This window comes from Ralstonia sp. RRA (assembly GCF_037023145.1).
GTDB lineage: Bacteria > Pseudomonadota > Gammaproteobacteria > Burkholderiales > Burkholderiaceae > Ralstonia.
Genome location: NZ_CP146092.1, coordinates 1,183,275 through 1,204,103, shown reverse-complemented (window position 1 = coordinate 1,204,103; position 20,829 = coordinate 1,183,275). Strand labels below are relative to the sequence as shown.

Below are 20,829 nucleotides of genomic sequence, written 5' to 3'. Positions count from 1 at the left end.
TTTCATCAAATCGGCTCCCAGTGCGGCTGCCGAAGCAATGAAGCAATCACATAAAAAGAAAGTGTGCCGTGCACGCTCAATGCTGCTCGCTGGCATTGAACACACGTAGCCGCACGGCTTCTCGCTTCTTCATATGTTCACAATTTCCGGTTTCCCGGACAAATGGCCGCACCATGCCGATTTGCGCAACGCAAACTGCTGCGCAAAATCGACGCCGTTGACATGAGGTCTTAACGAAATTCATTTCACTCGGTCAAAGTCGTTATAATGCGGTGGGCTACGGGGAGCGTGCCCATGTTTCAATTGCAAAGTTGAGGAATCCATAATGCCGACTTACAAGGAAATCGTTCAGAAGATCTCTGAACTGCAGCGCCAGGCCGATGAACTCCGGGCAAACGAACAGGCGACGGTGATCGCTGAAATCAAGCAGAAGATCGTGGAATATGGCCTGACCGCCGACGACCTCGGTTTTGGTGCCAAGGGTGCAGTGGCTTCGAAAAAGGCCGGCCGCAAGGTACCGGTGCGTTACCGCGACAGCAGCGGCAATACCTGGACGGGTCGTGGCAAGCGTCCGGGCTGGCTGGTGAAGGAACTGTCGTCGGGTCGCAAGATGGAGGATTTTCTGATCGCCTGACCCGCGCAGAAAAGCAGCACATCCGAGTCTGCACAAAGAGGCAACCGGAAACCACAAAAAACAAGGCCGGCGATATTGCCGGCCTTGTTTTTTTCTTGCGCTTTGGCGCGTTATACCTGGAAGCGCCCCACTGCTGAGCGCAGCAATTGCGCCTGCTCTTCCAACGAAAGCGCCGCCGCAGCAGCCTGCTCCACCAGCGCAGCATTCTGTTGCGTCACCTCATCCATCTGATTCACGGCCTGATTGACCTGCTCAATACCGGAGCTCTGCTCGTCGGATGCGGCAGAAATCTCCCCCATGATGTCGGTCACGCGCTTGACCGCGACCACCACTTCGTCAATCACCGTTCCCGCTTCCTGCACCAGAGCAGAACCGTTCTGCACACGCCCTACCGAGTCGCCGATCAACTCCTTGATCTCCTTGGCGGCACTGGCCGAACGCTGCGCCAGGCTGCGCACCTCGCCCGCCACCACGGCAAAGCCGCGGCCCTGCTCGCCGGCACGCGCGGCTTCCACCGCGGCGTTGAGCGCCAGGATGTTGGTCTGGAACGCAATACCCTCGATCACGCCAATGATGTCGGCAATCTTCTTGCTGCTCTCGTTGATGCCCGACATGGTCTCGACCACGCGCCCCACCACTTCGCCGCCCTTGACGGCAATATCTGACGCGTTGACTGCCAGCGTGCTGGCCTGACGCGCGTTGTCGGCGTTCTGCTTCACGATCGATGTCAGCTCTTCCATGCTCGATGCCGTCTCTTCCAGCGAAGATGCCTGCTGCTCCGTCCGCTGTGACAGATCGGCATTGCCGGCTGCAATCTGCTTGGTTGCACTGGCAATGGAATCGGCCGAATTCTTTATGTCGCTGATCGTGCCCGTGAGTTGCTGCTGCATCTGCGACATGGCGAAAAGCATGCTGTCGCGATCGCCTTGGCGCGTCTGCACGCGCACCGCCAGGTCGCCTCCAGCAATACGTGCGGCAACGTCTGCGGCATACGCCGGCTCACCGCCCAGCTGACGCTGCAAACCGCGCGTGACGGCCACGACAACCACGGTCATCAGCAAGCCAACACCCAGCAACAGGCCGAGCGATTGCATGAGCGAGGTACGAAACGCTGCATCAACGTCATCGATGTACAGCCCCGTCGTCATCGACCAATCCCAGGGCGCGTAGTACGAGACGTAGGTCAGCTTGGGTTCCGCCTTGTCGCTGCCAGGCTTGGGCCACAGGTAGCGTACAAACCCGCCGCCCGCCTTGGCCGTCTGCGCGATGTCCAAGAACAGATGCTTACCCTCAGGGTCGGTCGCAGCAGACATGTTCTTGCCGACCATCTCGGGCTTGAACGGGTGCATGACCGAAACGGTATCGGTTCTCGACAGCGAGAAATAGCCGTCGGTGCCATAGCGCATGTCTTTCAAACGCGCGATGGCCTGAGCCTTGGCCTCGTCCACCGTCATCTTGCCGTCTTGCGCCAGTTGGCCGTATTCCTTGATGACGCTGAATGCGGTGGCGCTGACGTTCTGGAGATCGCGTTGCCGCTCCTCCATGCGCACGGTGCGTGCGCTCCATGCACTCCACAATGTGATGACAAGCAGGCACAGCCAGCTCAGGACGAGCGGCAGCCACAGCTTCTGTCGAAGCGTGAGTCGGTTCATCTTCCTTCCTCCAAGCGTTTCTTCTTGTCCGCGTGATGCTGGCGGCGCTCCCCGGCGCGATTGCACGCGCTCTACATGCGCTATCGGGCAAGCCGGAAGGAAACTTGAGTACGAGGCGTGATCAACATCCGTAAAGATGAACGGCCTCAACGCAGCGCGTTGGGATTGATGCTGGGCAATGTGCCGTTGCTGGCCGACGCGGGCTCGGTCGGCGCAGTCGCTGTGGCTGGTGTGCCCGAAGTATCGGGCGCATTGTCCAGCGGCGACCACGACTCCCACAGCCCCTGGCGACGAAGCGTCTCGGGCTGCGCCGCAGACGTAGCAATGTCTGGCAAGGCAGTATTTGCTGCAGCTACTTTCAGTGCCAGTTGGACATGCGAGCCGGCCATGCGTGTGGCACGACCGCCGGCATCGCGCAAAGCCACACCGTGCGCGATGAGCTGACGATAGCTGCCATCCTTGTGCCGCATGCGGAATTCCGCAGCGTAAGCGGGCGCATTGCCGTCAACGTGCGCCTGGATACGGTTGAGCACGAGCGGCAAGTCATCCGGGTGCACGAGGCGCAGGTACTCGCTGGTACTCGGGCCGATCTCCTTGAGCGAGTAGCCGAGCATGTCGGCAAAGCGCGTGGAGAACTGCGCGCTGCGCGTAATCAGATCAAATTCCCACAAGCCGACATCCGCGCCATCGAGCAGCAATTGATGCCGCGCGGCCAACTCCGCCTCGCGCTGCCGGTAGCTCTGCTCCAGATCGTTAAGCGCCTGCATCGTTTCCTTGCGGCGGCGGATCTCGCGGGTGGCAATTGCAGCCGAGGTGTCACCCGATGCGCGGTCACGGTAACCGAGCAGGAAGCCGGCGAGCACCGTCGCCACTGCCCCGCCTGCCACCAGCAATTGCAGCCAGGCCGGCGCACTGCCGAAGGCAACCGATGGCGAATCCACCAGCGACGCCGCATACACCGCGTCGATGGCCAGACCGATGCCGAACAGCACACTCACGAACAGGCTCACGACGGGGCGGCGGACAGCCACCCCCGTCGCACCGGATTGCGCCGACAGCGCAAACTGCAACGCCGCCGCACAGGCCGCCGCCGACAGCAGCATGACGATGCCGAGCATGCCGGCATCCGCCCACGCCAGCGCATCGAAGCTGGTGACACCCGCGAGCAACAGCACGGCCACAGGGCCGCTGATGCTCAGCAACGCACCCAGCAGCACCGCGCGTACGGTGCCCGCCTGGCCACCCAGGATGCACCACAGCGCGGCCACTGCCAGACTCCAGCAGAACGATGCCGGCGACATCACCAACAGCGCGGCGCCCTCGTGTAGCGGCCAACGCGCAACCAGCGGCAGCAGCGGCACCGTCCACAACGCAATCGCACAAAACAGCGCTGTCATGGCCAGCGGCAGTCGGGCGCGCGTGGCGCCGGCACTGCGCAGATCGTCCAGCAAACGCAGCAGCAAGCTGCCCGCGCCGCATGCCACGATCAATGGCAGCAATGCGCCAGCAAGCCTGCCGGTCAGTTGCGCAACAAGGTGAGCGACGTCATCCACTGCGGGGTGGTTCCAGTTCTGCGGGGGTCAAACAGCGTTGTATGTCGTGAGTCAGCGGGACTGAAAGCCGTCCGGGTTCATGCTTTGCCAGCGCCACGAGTCTTCGCACATGCGCTCGATGCCGTATTGCGCGCGCCAGCCCAGCATGGATGCAGCGAGTGCCGGATCGGCGTAGCACGCGGCGATGTCGCCGGGGCGGCGGTCCACGATCTGATACGGAACCGGGCGGCCACTCGCACGTTTGTAGGCCTCAACGACTTCCAGCACCGAGTAGCCGCGCCCAGTGCCCAGGTTGACGGTAAAGCCACGACCATCGCGGCGCAGCACATCAAGCGCCGACAGATGCCCGCGCGCCAGGTCGACCACGTGGATGTAGTCGCGCACGCCCGTGCCATCGGGCGTGGGCCAATCGCCGCCGTAGACGGAAAGTTTCTCGCGCTTGCCAATGGCCACCTGGGCAACGTACGGCATCAGGTTGTTCGGAATGCCGCGCGGGTCTTCGCCGATCAGGCCGCTGTGGTGCGCGCCAACGGGGTTGAAATAACGCAGGTAGGCAATCTGCCAGGCTGCGTTAGAGATCTCCAGATCGCGCAGCACCTGCTCGCCCATCAGCTTGGTCTGGCCGTACGGGTTGGTGGCCGACAGCGGAAACGACTCGGTAATCGGCACTGTATGCGGATTGCCGTACACGGTGGCCGACGAGCTGAACACCAACTGGCGCACATTGGCATGGGCCATCGATGCGCACAGCGTGACCAATCCGCCAATGTTGTTGTCGTAGTAGGCCAGCGGCTTCTGCACCGACTCGCCCACCGATTTGAGCGCTGCAAAGTGGATGACGGCCGAGATGCGCGTGCTGGCAAAGAGATCATCAAGCAGGCGGCGGTCACGCACATCGCCCTGCACGAACTTGGGCGTCTTGGCGGTGATCTGCTCAATGCGTGAAAGCACGGTAGAGCTGCTGTTGCACAGATTGTCGAGGCCGATCACCTGATAGCCCGCATCCAGCAGTTCAACCCAGGTATGCGAAGCAATATAGCCGGTGGCGCCGGTCAGCAGAATGGTTTCTGTCATTGGGTGCGAGGTATCGAGAAAGAGATCGTGGCGTGCCGATTCGAGCGCGGCATCGGGTTCACCGACCGATACAGCCGGCGCGGCGGAACAGCGCGATCATAGCAAGCCCAGCGCCGGTTGGCGGGCAGTTTGCACGCGATATTGCGCAAAAAACCGTGCTATGACGCGGAGCCTTTATCCGCATCCGGATGGGCCGCCGCCTGCCAGTCGACATACGCCGAGCGCAGGCGCCAGGCCGAGGTCTGATCCCGCAAGCCCAGCGCGTACCCCACCTCGGCAGGGGCCGCGCCGGCATCGAACAGCGCTGCGGCATAGCCGTTGCGCAGCGTCTGCGGCGAGAGCCGTTCGCTGCGGTGCATCAAAGCGGGCAGCGCGGCCAGCCAGGCCTCCACACGGCGATATACCGAGGCCGCATGCATGACGCGCCCACCGGCATCGGCCACGAAGATGCGCTCGCCCGGCACTTCGGCGTGACCGCGCACGGCCAGCCAGGCCGCCAACGCGGGGCGCGCACTCTCCAGCAGCGGCGCGTGATACGCGGGGCCGCGCGACGGCTCGACGGTAATACTCTCCAGCGCCTCGCCCACATGGCGCAGCAGCAATGACTGCACCTGCGCGACCTTCAGCCCCGCACCGTGGCACACCGCCACCAGTGCCCTGTCGCGCGCCAGCTTGAAAGCACTGGCGTTGACCGCCGCCTCACTCGCCCGCGCGCCCACCTCCAGCGAGGCCTCGATGGCAACGCGCTCGGCCGTGGAAAGAAAGGTGGTCGGGTCGTTCTCGCCCTCGGCCAGCTTCTGCTGCACTGCCGCGCTGGCCGGGTTGTGCGTGCCTGTGCGCAGCAGTTCAATCTGATGGAAGACGCGCTCGATCAGGCGTGCATAGCGATACCGGTGCAGCTTGGTCAGGCCCGATTCATCCAGGAAGGCGGCGATATCGCCCGCACTCCAATCCGCCAGCGCGCGTTGGTGCGATTCAGCCCAGCGCAGCCATTTGCGCCACATTGCGCGGTACACCGTCGCCGACGATGCACGATAGCCGCGCACAGCCAGCCAATGCTCGAAGGCCTGCGCGGGCTGGTCGGCCCAATCCTGCAGGGTGGGCTGGAACAGGTCGGGAACGGGCGTGGCAGGCGGCGTTGGGCTGGCGGACATGCGGGAAAATGCAGGAAAAAACCGGCGGGAGCAGGTGTTTCGCGTATCCTGCCGAGCGTAACACGCAGCTCATGACTCCCATTGCGGACCCCATTGTGAAGAAAACCGACCTCGAAAAACTCAAGGGCCTCAAGATCGCCAACAACCTCAAGCGCGACAGCCAGCGCGCCGGCAAGCCCGGCCAAGGCACCGGCCGTGCGATTCCCCAGAACAAATTGCTGAAGGCGCTGCTGGGCAAGCCCGCCGAAGACGAGCCGAAAAAGTCCTGACGCACGCCCACCACCTCTAGAACCCTGCCCTGTTGTTCCAACGGGCGCTTGGGTGCTACCGTCCGGCGCGTTCCCACACGATAAACGCGCCGGCACCATGTCCACACCCGCCACGCCCTACCCCCACCTGCTTCGCCCCCTCGACCTCGGCTTCACCACGCTCAAGAACCGCGTGTTGATGGGCTCGATGCATACCGGGCTGGAAGACGGCAATCACTTCGATCGCCTGGCCGCCTACTTTGCCGAGCGCGCACGTGGTGATGTCGGCCTGATCGTCACCGGCGGCTTTGCGCCCAACATTGCCGGGTGGACCAAACCGTTTGCCGGGCGACTGGCCACGCATGGCGCAGCGCGCCGCCACCGCATCGTGACCGACACAGTGCACCAGGAAGGCGGCAAGATCGCGCTGCAGATCCTGCACACCGGCCGCTACGGCTATCACCCGTTTGCCGTGGCGCCCACCGCGCTGCGCTCCCCTATCAGCCCGTTCACACCACGCGAGCTATCCGTGCGCGGCATCGAACGCCAGATCCGCGCCTTCGTGCGCTGCGCGCAACTGGCGCGCGAGGCCGGCTACGACGGCGTCGAGATCATGGGTTCCGAGGGCTACTTCATCAACCAGTTCCTCGTCACCCACACCAACAAGCGTACCGACGACTGGGGCGGCAGCTACGCCAACCGGATGCGCCTGGCGGTCGAGATCGTGCGCCGCACGCGCGAAGCCGTCGGCCGTGACTTCATCATCATCTACCGCCTGTCGATGATCGACCTGATTCCCGACGGCAGCTCGTGGGAAGAGGTCGTGCAACTCGCCAAGGCCGTGGAGCAGGCGGGCGCCACCATCATCAACACCGGCATCGGCTGGCACGAGGCGCGCATCCCCACCATTGCGACGAGCGTGCCGCGCGCAGCCTTCGCATGGGTGACGAAGAAGATGAAGGGCGAGGTCGGCATTCCGCTGGTCACGTCCAACCGCATCAACACGCCGGAAGTGGCCGAGAGCGTGCTGGCCGATGGCTGCGCCGACATGGTGTCGATGGCGCGCCCGCTGCTGGCCGACCCCGACTTCGTACGCAAGGCGGCAACGAATCGCGCGCAGGACATCAACACCTGCATCGCCTGCAACCAGGCGTGCCTGGACCACGCATTCAAGGCCAAGATTGCCAGTTGCCTGGTCAACCCGCGCGCATGCCACGAGACCGAACTGGTCATCCGCCAGACGCCCGCGAAGCGCCGCTTTGCGGTGGTGGGTGCGGGGCCTGCGGGCTTGTCGGCATCGATCACGCTGGCCGAACGCGGCCACGCGGTGGACCTGTATGACGCCGCGTCGGAAATCGGCGGCCAGTTGAACATGGCCAAGACGATTCCGGGCAAGGAGGAGTTTTACGAGATGGTGCGCTACTTCACGCGCCGCGTGGAGGCCACCGGCGTGACGCTGCGCCTGGGGGCGCGTGTCGATGCGCAGCAACTGCTGGCGGGCAAGTACGACGAGATCATCATCGCGACGGGCGTGTCGCCGCGCAATCCGAAGATTCCGGGGCAAGACCATCCGAGCGTGCTGTCGTACATCGACGTGCTGCGCCATCGCAAGCCGGTGGGCAAGCGCGTGGCGATTGTCGGTGCAGGCGGCATCGGCTTTGACGTGGCGGAGTTCCTTGCGCTCGATGGCCACTCGCCCACGCTGGATTTGCAAACCTGGCGCACTGAATGGGGCGTGGGCGACCCGACACAGGTGCGCGGTGGCGTAGATGGCATCCGCCCGCAGCCCGAAGCGCCCGATCGCGCGATCGTGTTGCTGCAGCGGCGCGCCGGCAAGCTGGGCGCGGGCCTGGGCAAGACCACCGGCTGGATCCACCGCACGAGCTTGAAGAACATGGGCGTGCGCATGGTGGGCGGCGTCAACTACGAGCGCATCGGCGACGAAGGCCTGCTGGTGAGCTATGGCGAGAAGCGCGAAGCCGCTGAATGGTTGCCGGTCGATTCCATCGTGCTATGCGCCGGGCAGGAACCGCTGCGCGAGCTGGTCGACCCCCTGCAGGTCGGCGGCGCCAAGGTGCATGTGATTGGCGGCGCCGATGAAGCGCGCGAACTCGACGCCAAACGCGCCATCGACCAAGGTACACGGCTGGCCGCCTCGTTGTGACGCCGGCTGCGCGCGCGGTGTGAAGGATTTGCACCCCGCGCCCGTTTTTACATGCCAAGCCCCCATCCAACCGGCCGCAGATGGCGAAATGACAACGCCCGGCGCGGCCGGTCCGGTTCTTGCGTGAAACGGCGCATCACGCACATTCACATGAACCGGTTTGTCCAAGAACGATCGATCCCCCCATCTGCCAAGTGCTGCGCCTCTGCCCGAGGTGGACGTTGCCCGCACAGCCTTCCTGCTGGACTTTGACGGTACGCTTGTCGACATCGCACCACAGCCCGATGCCGTGCATGTCCCTGCGCCGCTGCGCGAAACACTGGCCGCCTTGCATGCGGCCTGCGGTGGCGCGCTGGCCGTCATCAGCGGGCGCACCGTGCGCGATATCGAATCCCTGCTCGCCCTGCCCGGCCTTGTGATTGCCGGCGTGCACGGCGCTGAACGGCGCTATGCCGACGGCAGCTTCATGCGTCTGAATACCGACGCCGATGTCCTTGCCGAAATGGAGCGCGAGCTGCGTGCTGAACTCGCGCAACTGTCTGCGCAGTTTGCGGGGGTGATGCTGGAGGGCAAAGGCATCGCCTTCGCCCTGCATTACCGCCATGCGCCTGCCGCTGAAAACGCCGTGCTCGCCGTGGCCGATCGCCTGGCGCACCGCTACTCCGACCACATCCGGCTGCAGGCCGGCAAGATGGTCGTCGAGCTCAAGCCGCGCGGCGCAAGCAAGGGCGATGTCGTCCACACGCTGATGACCGAGCGCCCGTTCATGGGCCGCACGCCACTGTTTGCCGGCGATGACCTGACCGACGAGAGCGCCTTCGACGCCGTCAACGCACTTGACGGCTGGTCGGTCAAGATCGGCACCGGCCCAAGCCAGGCCCTGTGGCGCGTGCACGACCCGGCAGCGCTGCGCGCATGGCTGTCGACGATGGTGGCGAGCAACGGTGGTGCAGCATGAGCCGGCTCATCGTCGTCTCCAACCGCGTTGCGCCCATCACCGAAGGCCAGGGAACGGCAGGCGGCTTGGCCGTGGGTGTGTTCGATGCGCTGCGCGAGACTGGCGGCGTCTGGTTCGGCTGGAGCGGCGAGGTGACGACACAGAGCGCCACCAACGTATCCAGCGAGCCCGCCATCGTCGCCAAGGGCAACATCACCTATGCCACCGTTGGCTTGAGCCGGCGCGACTACGACCAGTACTACCGCGGCTTTGCCAACGCGACGCTGTGGCCGATCTTCCATTACCGCGTGGATCTGGCGCGCTTTCAGCGCCAGGAGTACCACGGCTATCGACGCGTCAACTCGCAGTTCGCACATCAACTCAAGGCGCTGATCGAGCCGGACGACATCCTCTGGGTGCACGACTACCACCTGATCCCGTTTGCTGCCGAATGCCGCGCACTGGGGCTGACCAACCGCATCGGGTTCTTCCTGCATATCCCGTTTCCAGCGCCGGAAATCCTGACGACCATCCCACCGCACGAAGAGCTGATGCGCGCGCTGTGTGCGTACGACCTGGTCGGCTTCCAGACCGAAACCGACCGCGTCGCCTTTTACGACTACATCGAGCGCGAGGCCCGCGGCTATGTCGAGAACAAGGAACAGAACGGCCCGGTGCATGCGTTCGGCCACACGCTGCGCGCAGAGGTCTACCCCATCGGCGTGCACCCGGATGAGATCGCGCAGCAGGCGATGTCGTCGCTGGCGCGGCGCAATCCGCTCAGTCCGTTCATGCGGCGCACCACCCCCCGCAGCGAGCACAACGGCAGCCAGCCCAAACTCATCATGAGCGTGGACCGCCTGGACTATTCAAAAGGGTTGCCTGAGCGCTTCCACGCATTCGAGCAACTGCTTGACGATTTTCCAGACCACCGCCGGCACGTGACCTTCATCCAGATCGCGCCGACCTCGCGCCAGGACGTGCAGAGCTACCAGCAGATTCGCCAGCGGCTGGAGGCAGAATCGGGGCGCATCAACGGCAAGCATTCGGAGCTGGACTGGACACCCATCCGCTACATCAACAAGCAATACGAGCGGCGCGTGCTGATGGCGCTGTTCCGCACCTCACACGTTGGCTACGTCACGCCGCTGCGCGATGGCATGAACCTTGTTGCCAAGGAGTACGTGGCCGCACAGGACCCTGAGGACCCCGGTGTGCTGGTGCTCTCACGCTTTGCCGGTGCGGCGCGCGAGCTGGATGCGGCACTCATCGTCAACCCGTACGACACGCGCGGCATGTCCGAGGCACTCAACCGCGCCCTGACGATGCCGCTGGAAGAGCGCAAGGCGCGCTACGCCCATATGATGGATCGACTACGCACAGCCAACCTGACGGTCTGGCGCGAGCGCTTTGTGGCCGATCTTCGCAACACGCCCGAGCCGCCCGAACGATAGGGCCGCACCGTCACTTTGGTGCCGTTGCAAAAATTTAGCTTGCTATTAGATAGCGCACTATCTAATATACCCGACATGGACACGCGCAAGACCTCCTCTCCGTACCCGAACCTGACGCTGGACGTGCAGCTGTGCTTCGCGCTGTACTCGACCATGATCGGGTTGAACAAGGTGTATCGGACGCTGCTCAAGCCTCTGGGCCTGACGTATCCGCAATACCTGGTCATGCTGGTGCTGTGGGAAAACGATGCGCAAACCGTGTCGGCCATCGGCGACCGGTTGTTTCTCGATTCCGCCACCCTCACCCCCATGCTCAAGCGGCTGGAGGCTGCGGGCGTGATCGAGCGTCACCGCTCCGAGGAAGACGAACGCCAGGTGATCATCTCGCTGACCGACGCGGGCTGGCAGCTGCAGGAACGCGCCAAGGATGTGCCGAACTGCATCGGTGCCGCCGCAGAATGCGCGCCCGGGGAGATCGAATCCTTGCGGACACAGTTGAATGACCTGCGCAGGCGGCTCTTCAAGCATGCCGCCTGACGCATGAGCAACACCAATACCCCCGCGGGTGCCGCAACGCACCCGTTTTTTTGAAGCAAATAAATAGCACGCTATTTAATAGCAAACTATTGCAACCCTGGTGCCACGGCTTCGACGGCCGTTGCACTCCGCTCCCAAACCTTTATCAGGAGAACTGCCATGTCGATCGAAAACGTCGTCTACCGTGCCCAAGCCAACGTCACCGGTGGCCGTGATGGCCGCGCCACCACCGCCGATGGCCGCCTGGATCTGAGCCTGTCCACGCCGCGTGAACTCGGCGGTGCCGGTGGTCAAGGCACCAACCCCGAGCAACTGTTTGCTGCCGGCTATAGCGCCTGCTTCATCGGCGCGATGAAGTTCGTCGCGGCACGCGACAAGCTGCGCATCCCGGCGGATGCAAGCGTGCAGGGCACCGTGGGCATCGGCCCGATCCCCAATGGCTTCGGTATCGAAGTCGACCTGGCCATCAGCCTGCCCGGCATGGACTGCGCCGAAGCGCAAACGCTGATCGAGCGCGCCCACATCGTCTGCCCGTATTCGAACGCCACGCGCGGCAACATCGACGTGCGTCTGAATCTGGTCTGATGGTTTGAGCGATTGCATGCAGTAGAAACGCCCGCCGGTGGTGACACGGCGGGCGTTTTGCATTCAAGCGCCAGCGCTACCGCTGCGCAGGATGTGCTCGATGTTCGGTGCCTCGTCGTCCTGCGGCGCCAGCATGCCGGCCAGCACAGCATTCATGCGCATCCAGTGCGAGCCCGGCCAGTAGACACGTCGGCAGACATCGCAGGTGCTGAACAGGCGCTGCCGCTCGCGCACACGCAAGGGCACACTGGCTGCGGCCTCTTCCACACTCAGCATGCGCAGTGGCACGTTGCACTCCAGGCAGCGCGAAAACGGCTTGGCGACACCGGCCAGCTGGAAGCGCGCCACGATCTCACGCATCTGCTCTTGCGGCACCTGCGCGCGGATAAACGCACCACGCCGGATACCCCGCCGCTTGAGCAACTCGCGATCGCGCGACAGGATGACCCAGTCTTCCTCCTGCGCCAGGGCTTCGATGGCGGCGTCGGCGTAATTGTTGTCGTAGGCGGTATCGAAACCAGCCATGCGCAGCAGGCGGGCGGTGGCGCCCAGGTGCGCGTCGCACAGAAAGCGCAGCGGCTCGCTCGGCAGCGCGGGTTCCACGGCGGACACCACAACATGCCCATGCACCGGCAGCATGGCTTCGAGCACCTCCACATGGCCATCGACGAGCACCTGGCCGATTTCCGTATGCGGCACGCCAAGCGCCTCAATGGCGTGCTTGAGCGTGGCGCCGGATGCCCAGGCACGCGCAATGGTGTGTCCGCGCAAGGCCGATGGCAAAAGCGGCGTCAGGTCGGCATCGAACGTGAAAGCGACGGTCTGCATGACTGCCACGATACTCTCAACCCGCCATTGCCGCCCTGACAGCGCAGCCCGCCCTCACACGGAGATCGCTGCGTGGCGACTGGAGGGCCAGGCCCTGCGCGGCCCCCCCCAACGCCGCACACCGGGCTTTGAGCGCCACGCGTGAAGGCTGGAATGTCATGTCCAGGGTCCTGAGCTCCGTGACTTCCAGATTCCGAGTTCGGCGCTTGGAGTTCTGAGCTCGACGTTCCGAGCTTTTTGCTCGGCGCTTGGGGTTCTGAGCTCGGCGCTCCAAGCTTTTTGCTCGGCGCTTGGAGTTCTGAGCTCGACGTTCCGAGCTTTTTGCTTGGCGCTTGGAGTTCTGAGCTCGACGTTCCGAGCTTTTTGCTTGGCACTTGGAGTTCTGAGCTCGGCGTCCCGAGCTTTTTTCTCGACGCTTGGACGGTTGAGCTCCGCGCTCGCGAAAACAAAAAAAAAAGCGTGACCTATTCAGTCACGCCACAACAAGGGAGGAGAAATCAGGGGTGCGGTTTAAACGCGCGACGCGGTGCTGCCGTTCGGGTAGCTGGTGTCGCCATTCCATGCCAGGTAACCGTAGGTATCCGCCTGGCGGTCGGCGCCTTGGCTATACGGGTCGAAGCGATCACCTGCGCGGGACAGATAGCCGTACGTATCGGCTTGGCGGTCTGCACCTTGGCTGTACGGATCGAATCGATCACCCGCGCGGGACAGATAGCCGTAGGTGTCGGCCTGACGATCTGCGCCTTGTGTGTACGGATCGAAACGGCCGGCCTGTGTGGCAGCCGGTGCGTCGAAGTTGGGCTGCTCCGAAGCTGCTGCCGGTTGGGCCGACAGCAGGGTTGCGGAAGCCGACAGCGTAGCCACCAGGGCCAGTGCAGCGCGGCGGGAGAAGAGGGAGGAGAGACGGGAGTTCATGATCGTTTCCTTGTTCGGTTGCGCTCGTTGTGTTGCGCTTGGAACCCAGAATAGATCGTTGCTCCCGATTGATAAATGTGACTTCCGAAAAAAGACTGTTCAGGCGGCGCTAACAATCTGCAGCCGTGGATTTTCCTTGAGCTGCAGGCACGGATGGTCGGCAAACAGTGTCGCTACCCAGTCCACAAACACGCGCACCTTGGGCGACAGATGGCGGTTATGCGGATAGATGACCGACACCGGCAACGACTCCGAGATGTAGTCCGGCAGCACCTCCACCAGAGCGCCCGACATCAGGTGCTCGTACACCAGGAAGCGCGCCGTCTGCATCAGCCCCAGGCCATGCAACCCGCACGCCACGGCAGATTCCGCATCGTTGACGGACACCATGCCGCGCACCTTGTGGATCTGCTTCTGGCCATCGATGATGAAATCCCAATCCATGCGGCGGCCATTGCGCGGCGAGAAGTAGTTCACCGCCGTGTGATCCTGCAGATCCTCCAGCGTCGTGGGCGTGCCATGCCGCGCGAGGTACTCCGGCGAGGCGCAGTTCACCATCGACAGCTGGCCGATGCGGCGCGCCACCAGGCTGGAATCCTGCAACTCACCCACACGCACGGCGCAATCCACGCCTTCCTGCACGAGGTCGACGGTGCGGTCGCTCATGCCGATCTCGAGCTGAAGATCGGGGTACGCGTCATGAAAATCACGGATACGCGGTACCAGCAACCGTTTGCCAATCGAGCCGGGCACGTCGATACGCAACGTGCCGCGCGCGCCCGATGCGCTTTGCGAAAACGCGGCTTCGGTCTCTTCCAAGTCACCGAGCAGCCGCACGCAGCGCTCGTAATAAGCCGCACCGTCAGCAGTGACATTCACCCGGCGCGTGGTCCGGTGCAGCAGGCGCACGCCGAGATGCGCCTCAAGGCTTTGCACCAGGTTCGTCACCGTGGCGCGAGGTAACTGAAGGCTGTCGGCAGCCTTGGTGAAACTGCTGGCTTCCACAACGCGCGTGAAAACCTGCATCGCCTGCAATCGATCCATCTGCGGCTCCTGAGGGTCGGACTCCACGGGGCGGGCGCACTGCCGGAATCAGAACGGCAATGTGCTGGACCTGTGGAATCTGAAGGGGTGCACCCGGTTGGCTCGATGAATAAACATTGCTGCGCGCAGGGATTTTGCAGCGCAATAAGATCGGCCTCGAGCAATGCCACTTTGTAGCACAACCGTGGATTTTGATTGTTCGGCTGTGACTAATAGTGATGTCCGATTATAGGCATTTATCGGCGATCGTCTAATCACCATCATTCAGCCCATCGACATCCGGGTTATCCGCAAAGGTAAGCCCCGCCTGACATCATGGGTTCTTCTCCACCGCGTCTGGTTGTTTCGGATCGCTCGCTCGCCACCTCGCCGGCTTCGGCCGATGTTCGCGCAGAGCGTTCGCTCTCCGCCAACGGCGCCACAAATGTTGCACGGAATCACCATTTGCGCAGCGCAGCATGCACGTTGCCTGAGCAACGACTGCCCGCCGGAAAACCGGGGGATGCCCTGCCACGCGAGGTGCGGGCCGAGGATTATTGGACCCAGGGCTACGCCAACCGCATCCGGCTGCGCGTGTTCCGCCCCGAATTTCACGCGGACGAGGCTGCGCCGCTACGCCAGTCGGCTGTGCTGTATCTCCATGGCGGCGGCTTCGTGAATGGCTCGATCGACGATGCGGATGCCCCCGCGCGCCATCTGGCGGCCACGCTGCCCGCGGTGGTGGTGACGGTCGGCTATTCACTGGCACCGGCAGCGCCCTTCCCTGCTGCGCCCGAAGACGTATACGCCGCGCTGTGCTGCATGGCTGAGCATGCCGCCGCATGGGGCATCGACCGCCGCCGCATGGCCGTGGCCGGTCACGATGCGGGCGGCAACTTGTCAGCCGCATTGACGATGATCGCGCGTGACCGTGGCGGCCCCAACCTGCGTGCGCAGGTGCTGATCGCCCCCATGCTGGACCCGACCATGGCGCGCGTGCGCCCCGATCACCTGGCCAATGCCACCAACTCGGCCGAAGTCTGCGCTGATTGCTATCGCCAGTACCTGCCCCGCCCGACCGAACGCGTGCATCCGTATGCCGCACCGGTGGAATCGCGCCGCCTGCAGGGCCTGCCCCCAGCCCTGCTGCTGACCGCGCCGCAAGACCTGCTGCGCACCGAGGCCGAGCGCTACGCCACTGCCCTCATTGAAGCGGGCGTGGCTACGCAAGTCGTACGCGTGAGCGAGGCCTGCCATGACTCGATTGCCATGAGCGCCGTCGCGCAAGACGAGATGACCTGTTTCCTGCGTTGGCACCTGGGCATGACGCGTCAGGCGGCGACGCCTCGCAAACGCCGCGCACGTGCGGATCGCAAAGACCCAACCTCCATTGACGCAACCGGGGAGACGCCTGGCTGAACCCACATAACAAGAAGCGGAGTGCGAGGCCGCGCGCGTGTTTCTACGCTGCGGCCCAAACGCTTTCCAACCTTTCCTCTTTGCTGACCCAACGAAATCGAGAGACATCATGAGCCTGTCCAAACGCACCATCGCCATTTCGGCTGCAGCAGTGCTTGGCGTTGCCGCCGTGGGCACCTACGGCCTTGTTTCCAGTGCCGGCGCCTCACAGCAGCCGGCCGCACCTGCTGCCACACCGGTCGATGTAGCCCCCGTTGTCGCGCGCAACGTGGCGGAGTGGGATGAATTCTCCGGCCGCATTGAAGCCGTGGAGCGCGTCGAGATCCGCCCGCTGGTGGGCGGCACCGTCACGGCGGTCCACTTCAAGGACGGCAGCATCGTCAAGAAGGGCGACCCACTGTTCACCATCGACCCGCGCCCCTACGCCGCTGAAGTTGCCCGCACGCAAGCCGCGCTGACGGCAGCCAAGTCACGCGTGGCGTACACCGCATCGGAGCTGACCCGCGCGCAAACGCTGGTGGCCGACAACGCCATCGCCCGCCGTGAGTTTGAAGAGAAGGAAAACGCTGCGCGCGAAGCCCAGGCCAACCTGCAAGGCGCCGCCGCCGCGCTGGATGCTGCCAAGCTGAACCTGGAGTACACGCACATCGTGGCGCCGGTCTCGGGCCGCGTGTCGCGCGCAGAAATTACCGTGGGCAACGTGGTGGCCACCGGTGGTGCTGCGCCGGTGCTGACGACGCTGGTGTCGGTCTCGCCGATGTACGTGGCGTTTGATGCGGATGAGCAGAGCTACCTGCGCTACTCCGCCAAGGCGGCCCAGGGCACCAAGACGCCGGTCTACATCGGCCTGGCCAATGAAGACGGCTACACGCGCCAAGGCGTGATCCAGTCCGTCGACAACCGGCTGGATGTGCGCTCGGGCACGATCCGCGTGCGCGCCACGCTGGACAACGCCGACGGCCGCCTCACGCCGGGCCTGTACGCCCGTGTGCGGATGAGCACGGGTGCACCGCACGACGCCATCCTCATCAGCGACAAGGCCATCGGTACGGACCAGGACAAGAAGTTCGTCCTGGTGGTGGATGCGGCCAACAAGACGAGCTATCGCCCGGTGGTGGTGGGTGCATCCATCGACGGCCTGCGCGTGGTGAAGTCGGGCCTGAAAGCCGGCGACCGCATCGTCGTCAACGGTATCCAGCGCGTGCGCCCGGGAGACGCCGTGGCACCCAATGCGGTGACCATGGATAGCCTGGTCACCAAGCGTGTGGTGCTGCCGGGTGCGCAACCCGAAGCGCCCGCCGAGGCCAAAGCCGACACCCCCACTGCGCCTGCCGCCAAGGCTGAAACCAAGCCCGCGAACGCCAAGACCGCAGCCACCGCACAACGCCTTCCGGCCGACCGCGCCTGATTGCGACTGAACCTCATCGCTCACAGCCATGAACTTCTCTAAATTTTTCGTGGACCGCCCGATCTTTGCGGGCGTGCTCTCCACGCTGATCCTGTTGATCGGGATCATCTCGATCTGGCGATTGCCGATCTCGGAATACCCCGAGGTCGTGCCGCCTTCGGTGGTGGTGCGCGCGCAGTTTCCGGGCGCCAACCCGAAGGTGATTGCCGAGACCGTCGCCTCGCCGCTCGAAGAGCAGATCAACGGCGTCGAAAACATGCTGTACATGCAGTCGCAGGCCAACAGCGACGGCAACATGACCACGACGGTTACCTTCAAGCTGGGCACCGACCCCGACAAGGCACAGCAGCTCGTGCAGAACCGCGTGTCGCAAGCGCTGCCGCGCCTGCCTGATGTGGTGCAGCGCCTGGGCGTGACCACCATCAAGAGCAGCCCTGACTTGACGATGGTGGTGCACTTGCTGTCGCCGAACGACCGCTACGACATGACGTACCTGCGCAACTACGCGGTGCTGAACGTCAAGGATCGTCTTGCGCGTATCGGCGGCGTGGGCCAGGTGCAGCTGTTCGGCTCGGGCGACTACTCGATGCGCGTGTGGCTCGACCCGAACAAGGTCGCTGAACGTGGCCTGACCGCCAACGAAGTGGTCAAGGCCATCCGCGACCAGAACGTGCAGGTGGCGGCCGGCGTGATCGGCGGCTCGCCGTCGGTGCCGGGCACGGACCTGCAACTGTCCGTCAACGCACAGGGCCGTCTGAAGACCGAGCAGGAATTCGGCGACATCATCCTCAAGAGCTCGCCCAACGGCGCGGTGACGTACCTGCGTGACGTGGCCCGCATTGAGCTGGCCGCATCGGAGTACGGCCTGCGCTCGCTGCTGGACAACAAACAGGCGGTGGCCATTCCGATCTTCCAGGCGCCGGGTTCCAACGCGCTGCAGATCTCGGATGACGTGCGCAAGACGATGGAGGAACTGAAGCAGGACTTTCCTGAAGGCGTCGACTACCGCATTGTTTACGACCCGACGCAGTTCGTCCGATCGAGTATCGAAGCCGTCACGCACACGCTGCTGGAAGCGGTGGCGCTTGTGGTGCTCGTGGTGATCCTGTTCCTGCAGACGTGGCGTGCATCGATCATTCCGCTGCTGGCGGTGCCGGTGTCGATCATCGGTACGTTTGGCCTGATGCTGATGTTCGGCTTCTCGATCAACGCGCTGTCCCTCTTCGGGCTGGTGCTGGCGATCGGGATCGTGGTGGACGATGCCATCGTGGTGGTGGAAAACGTCGAGCGGAACATCGCCGAAGGGTTATCACCACGCGAGGCGACGTACAAGGCCATGCGCGAAGTGAGCGGCCCGATCATCGCCATTGCCCTGACGCTGATTGCCGTGTTCGTGCCGCTGGCCTTCATGACGGGCCTGACCGGTCAGTTCTACAAGCAGTTCGCGCTGACGATCTCGATTTCGACCGTCATCTCGGCGTTCAACTCGCTCACGCTGTCGCCGGCACTGGCTGCGCTGCTGCTCAAGAGCCACGATGCGCCGAAGGATTGGCTGGCGCGTGCAATGGACAAGGGCCTGGGTTGGATCTTCCGTCCGTTCAACCGTGTGTTTGGTGCGGCTTCGGAATCGTATGGCCGCAGCACGTCGCGTGTGATTGGTCGCAAGGCTGTGATGCTCGGCATCTACCTCGCACTGATCGGCTTGACTGCGTTGCTGTTCAACCGCGTGCCAGGCGGCTTCGTGCCGATGCAGGACAAACAGTACCTGGTGAGCTTTGCGCAACTGCCGGACGGTGCATCGCTGGACCGCACGGAAGACGTGATCCGCCGCATGTCGGACATCGCCCTCAAGCACCCCGGCGTGGAAAGCGCCGTGGCGTTCCCGGGCCTGTCGATCAACGGCTTCACCAACAGCCCGAGCGCCGGCATCGTATTCGTCACGCTCAAGCCGTTTGACCAGCGCAAGAGTTCTGACCTGTCGGGCGGTGCGATTGCGGGCCAGTTGAACAAGCAGTACGGCGCCATCAAGGATGCGTTCATAGCAGTGTTTCCACCGCCGCCGGTGCAAGGCCTCGGTACGGTGGGTGGCTTCAAGATGCAGATCGAAGACCGTGGTTCGGTCGGCTATGAACAGCTCTTTGCTGCCACGCAAGCCTTCATGGCCAAGGCACGCCAGACGCCGGAACTGGGCCCGTCGTTCTCGAGCTACCAGATCAACGTGCCGCAGTTGAATGCGGACCTGGACCGCGTGAAGGCCAAACAGCTTGGTGTGCCGGTCACGGACGTGTTCGACACCATGCAGGTGTACCTGGGCTCGCTGTACGTGAACGACTTCAACCGCTTTGGCCGCACGTATCAAGTGAAGGTGCAGGCGGACGCGCCGTTCCGCGCCCATGCTGAAGACATCCTGCAGTTGAAGACGCGCAACACCGCGGGTGACATGGTGCCGCTGTCGTCTCTGCTGCGTGTGTCGCAAGGCTTCGGGCCGGACATGGTGGTGCGCTACAACGGCTATACCGCTGCGGACATCAACGGTGGTCCGGCGCCGGGCTTCTCGTCGGGCCAGGCACAGGCGGCTGTGGAGCGCATTGCGCATGAAACGCTGCCCAAGGGCGTGCGCTTCGAGTGGACGGACCTGACGTATCAGCAGATCCTGGCCGGCAACTCCGCCGTGTGGATCTTCCCGATCTGCGTGCTGCTGGTGTTCCTGGTGCTGGCCGCCCAGTACGAAAGCCTGACGCTGCCGCTGGCCGTCATCCTGATCGTGCCGATGAGTCTGTTTGCCGCCATGTTGGGCGTGTGGGTCTCGCATGGAGACAACAACATCTTCACGCAGATCGGCTTGGTGGTGCTGGTGGGGCTGGCGTGCAAGAACGCGATCCTGATCGTGGAGTTTGCGCGGGAGCTCGAGCTGCAAGGACGCTCCATCGTGGAAGCCGCCATCGAGGCCTGCCGCCTGCGTCTGCGCCCGATCCTGATGACGTCGATCGCCTTCATCATGGGCGTGGTGCCCCTGGTGGTGTCGACCGGTGCCGGCGCGGAAATGCGCCATGCCATGGGCGTGGCCGTGTTCGCGGGGATGCTGGGGGTGACGCTGTTCGGCCTGTTCCTCACGCCGGTGTTCTACGTGCTGCTGCGCACGCTGGCCACGCGCCGCGGCCAGCGCGCTGAAGATGCACCTGATCGCGATCTGGATCTGGATGGCGCACTGCCTGTGCCGTCGGGTCAACACTAATCAAGACAT

17 protein-coding genes are annotated in these 20,829 nt (G+C 63.8%); 10 read left to right on the top strand and 7 right to left on the bottom strand.

What is annotated here, in order from left to right; all coding sequences use genetic code 11:
• Positions 1 to 325: 325 nt before the first annotated feature.
• Positions 326 to 634, top strand: a complete 309-nt coding sequence (locus tag V6657_RS23490) for an H-NS histone family protein (protein ID WP_048935894.1) — start codon at positions 326 to 328, stop codon at positions 632 to 634.
• Between the two features lie 110 nt (positions 635 to 744).
• Here the strand turns inward: V6657_RS23490 and V6657_RS23485 are convergent, their stop codons facing one another.
• The 4 genes from V6657_RS23485 to V6657_RS23470 all read right to left on the bottom strand — a co-directional run bounded on the left by V6657_RS23485 (position 745) and on the right by V6657_RS23470 (position 6,067).
• Positions 745 to 2,286, bottom strand: coding sequence for a methyl-accepting chemotaxis protein (locus V6657_RS23485; RefSeq protein ID WP_048935893.1), 1,542 nt, complete (start codon positions 2,284 to 2,286; stop codon positions 745 to 747).
• Between the two features lie 146 nt (positions 2,287 to 2,432).
• Complete coding sequence (locus V6657_RS23480; RefSeq protein ID WP_048935892.1) at positions 2,433 to 3,839, bottom strand: PAS domain-containing protein; 1,407 nt, start codon at positions 3,837 to 3,839, stop codon at positions 2,433 to 2,435.
• A 51-nt stretch (positions 3,840 to 3,890) separates the two neighbouring features.
• Complete coding sequence (gene galE / locus V6657_RS23475; protein WP_048935891.1) at positions 3,891 to 4,913, bottom strand: UDP-glucose 4-epimerase GalE; 1,023 nt, start codon at positions 4,911 to 4,913, stop codon at positions 3,891 to 3,893.
• Positions 4,914 to 5,071: 158 nt separating this feature from the next.
• The gene (locus V6657_RS23470) at positions 5,072 to 6,067 is read right to left on the bottom strand and encodes a tyrosine-type recombinase/integrase (protein WP_048935890.1); all 996 of its coding nucleotides are present in this window, start codon (positions 6,065 to 6,067) and stop codon (positions 5,072 to 5,074) included.
• Between the two features lie 71 nt (positions 6,068 to 6,138).
• Here V6657_RS23470 and V6657_RS23465 point away from each other — a divergent pair, with 71 nt between their 5' ends.
• The 6 genes from V6657_RS23465 (at position 6,139) to V6657_RS23440 (ending at position 11,992) form a co-directional block, all read left to right on the top strand.
• Positions 6,139 to 6,336 carry a hypothetical protein gene (locus V6657_RS23465; RefSeq protein ID WP_082170322.1) on the top strand — a complete coding sequence of 66 codons (198 nt, stop codon included), beginning with the start codon at positions 6,139 to 6,141 and terminating at the stop codon, positions 6,334 to 6,336.
• 97 nt (positions 6,337 to 6,433) lie between these two features.
• A complete protein-coding gene (locus V6657_RS23460) occupies positions 6,434 to 8,479 on the top strand; it encodes an NADPH-dependent 2,4-dienoyl-CoA reductase (protein ID WP_048935888.1) in 2,046 nt (681 codons plus the stop codon).
• Between the two features lie 160 nt (positions 8,480 to 8,639).
• The gene (gene otsB / locus V6657_RS23455; RefSeq protein WP_082170316.1) at positions 8,640 to 9,437 is read left to right on the top strand and encodes a trehalose-phosphatase; all 798 of its coding nucleotides are present in this window, start codon (positions 8,640 to 8,642) and stop codon (positions 9,435 to 9,437) included.
• Positions 9,434 to 10,870, top strand: coding sequence for an alpha,alpha-trehalose-phosphate synthase (UDP-forming) (gene otsA / locus V6657_RS23450; RefSeq protein WP_048935887.1), 1,437 nt, complete (start codon positions 9,434 to 9,436; stop codon positions 10,868 to 10,870). Before otsB ends, otsA begins: the two co-directional genes overlap by 4 nt.
• Before the next feature lie 75 nt (positions 10,871 to 10,945).
• Entirely contained in the window at positions 10,946 to 11,407 is a 462-nt protein-coding gene (locus V6657_RS23445) for a MarR family transcriptional regulator (RefSeq protein ID WP_048935886.1), read from the top strand.
• 159 nt (positions 11,408 to 11,566) lie between these two features.
• Positions 11,567 to 11,992, top strand: a complete 426-nt coding sequence (locus V6657_RS23440) for an organic hydroperoxide resistance protein (RefSeq protein ID WP_048935885.1) — start codon at positions 11,567 to 11,569, stop codon at positions 11,990 to 11,992.
• A 63-nt stretch (positions 11,993 to 12,055) separates the two neighbouring features.
• Here the strand turns inward: V6657_RS23440 and V6657_RS23435 are convergent, their stop codons facing one another.
• The 3 genes from V6657_RS23435 to V6657_RS23425 all read right to left on the bottom strand — a co-directional run bounded on the left by V6657_RS23435 (position 12,056) and on the right by V6657_RS23425 (position 14,779).
• A complete protein-coding gene (locus V6657_RS23435; protein WP_048935884.1) occupies positions 12,056 to 12,820 on the bottom strand; it encodes a Mut7-C RNAse domain-containing protein in 765 nt (254 codons plus the stop codon).
• Between the two features lie 510 nt (positions 12,821 to 13,330).
• Positions 13,331 to 13,735 (bottom strand): hypothetical protein, encoded by a 405-nt coding sequence (locus V6657_RS23430; RefSeq protein WP_048935883.1) that lies wholly within the window; start codon positions 13,733 to 13,735, stop codon positions 13,331 to 13,333.
• A gap of 99 nt (positions 13,736 to 13,834) precedes the next feature.
• Positions 13,835 to 14,779, bottom strand: coding sequence for a LysR family transcriptional regulator (locus V6657_RS23425; protein ID WP_048935882.1), 945 nt, complete (start codon positions 14,777 to 14,779; stop codon positions 13,835 to 13,837).
• A 315-nt stretch (positions 14,780 to 15,094) separates the two neighbouring features.
• On the opposite strand from V6657_RS23425, the gene V6657_RS23420 reads away from it, so the two are divergent.
• From V6657_RS23420 to V6657_RS23410, 3 genes are all read left to right on the top strand, one after another.
• On the top strand, positions 15,095 to 16,177 hold the full coding sequence (locus V6657_RS23420) for an alpha/beta hydrolase (protein WP_048935881.1): 1,083 nt from the start codon (positions 15,095 to 15,097) through the stop codon (positions 16,175 to 16,177).
• Between the two features lie 109 nt (positions 16,178 to 16,286).
• Positions 16,287 to 17,585, top strand: coding sequence for an efflux RND transporter periplasmic adaptor subunit (locus V6657_RS23415; protein ID WP_048935880.1), 1,299 nt, complete (start codon positions 16,287 to 16,289; stop codon positions 17,583 to 17,585).
• Between the two features lie 28 nt (positions 17,586 to 17,613).
• The gene (locus tag V6657_RS23410) at positions 17,614 to 20,820 is read left to right on the top strand and encodes an efflux RND transporter permease subunit (RefSeq protein WP_048935879.1); all 3,207 of its coding nucleotides are present in this window, start codon (positions 17,614 to 17,616) and stop codon (positions 20,818 to 20,820) included.
• Positions 20,821 to 20,829 lie beyond the last annotated feature (9 nt).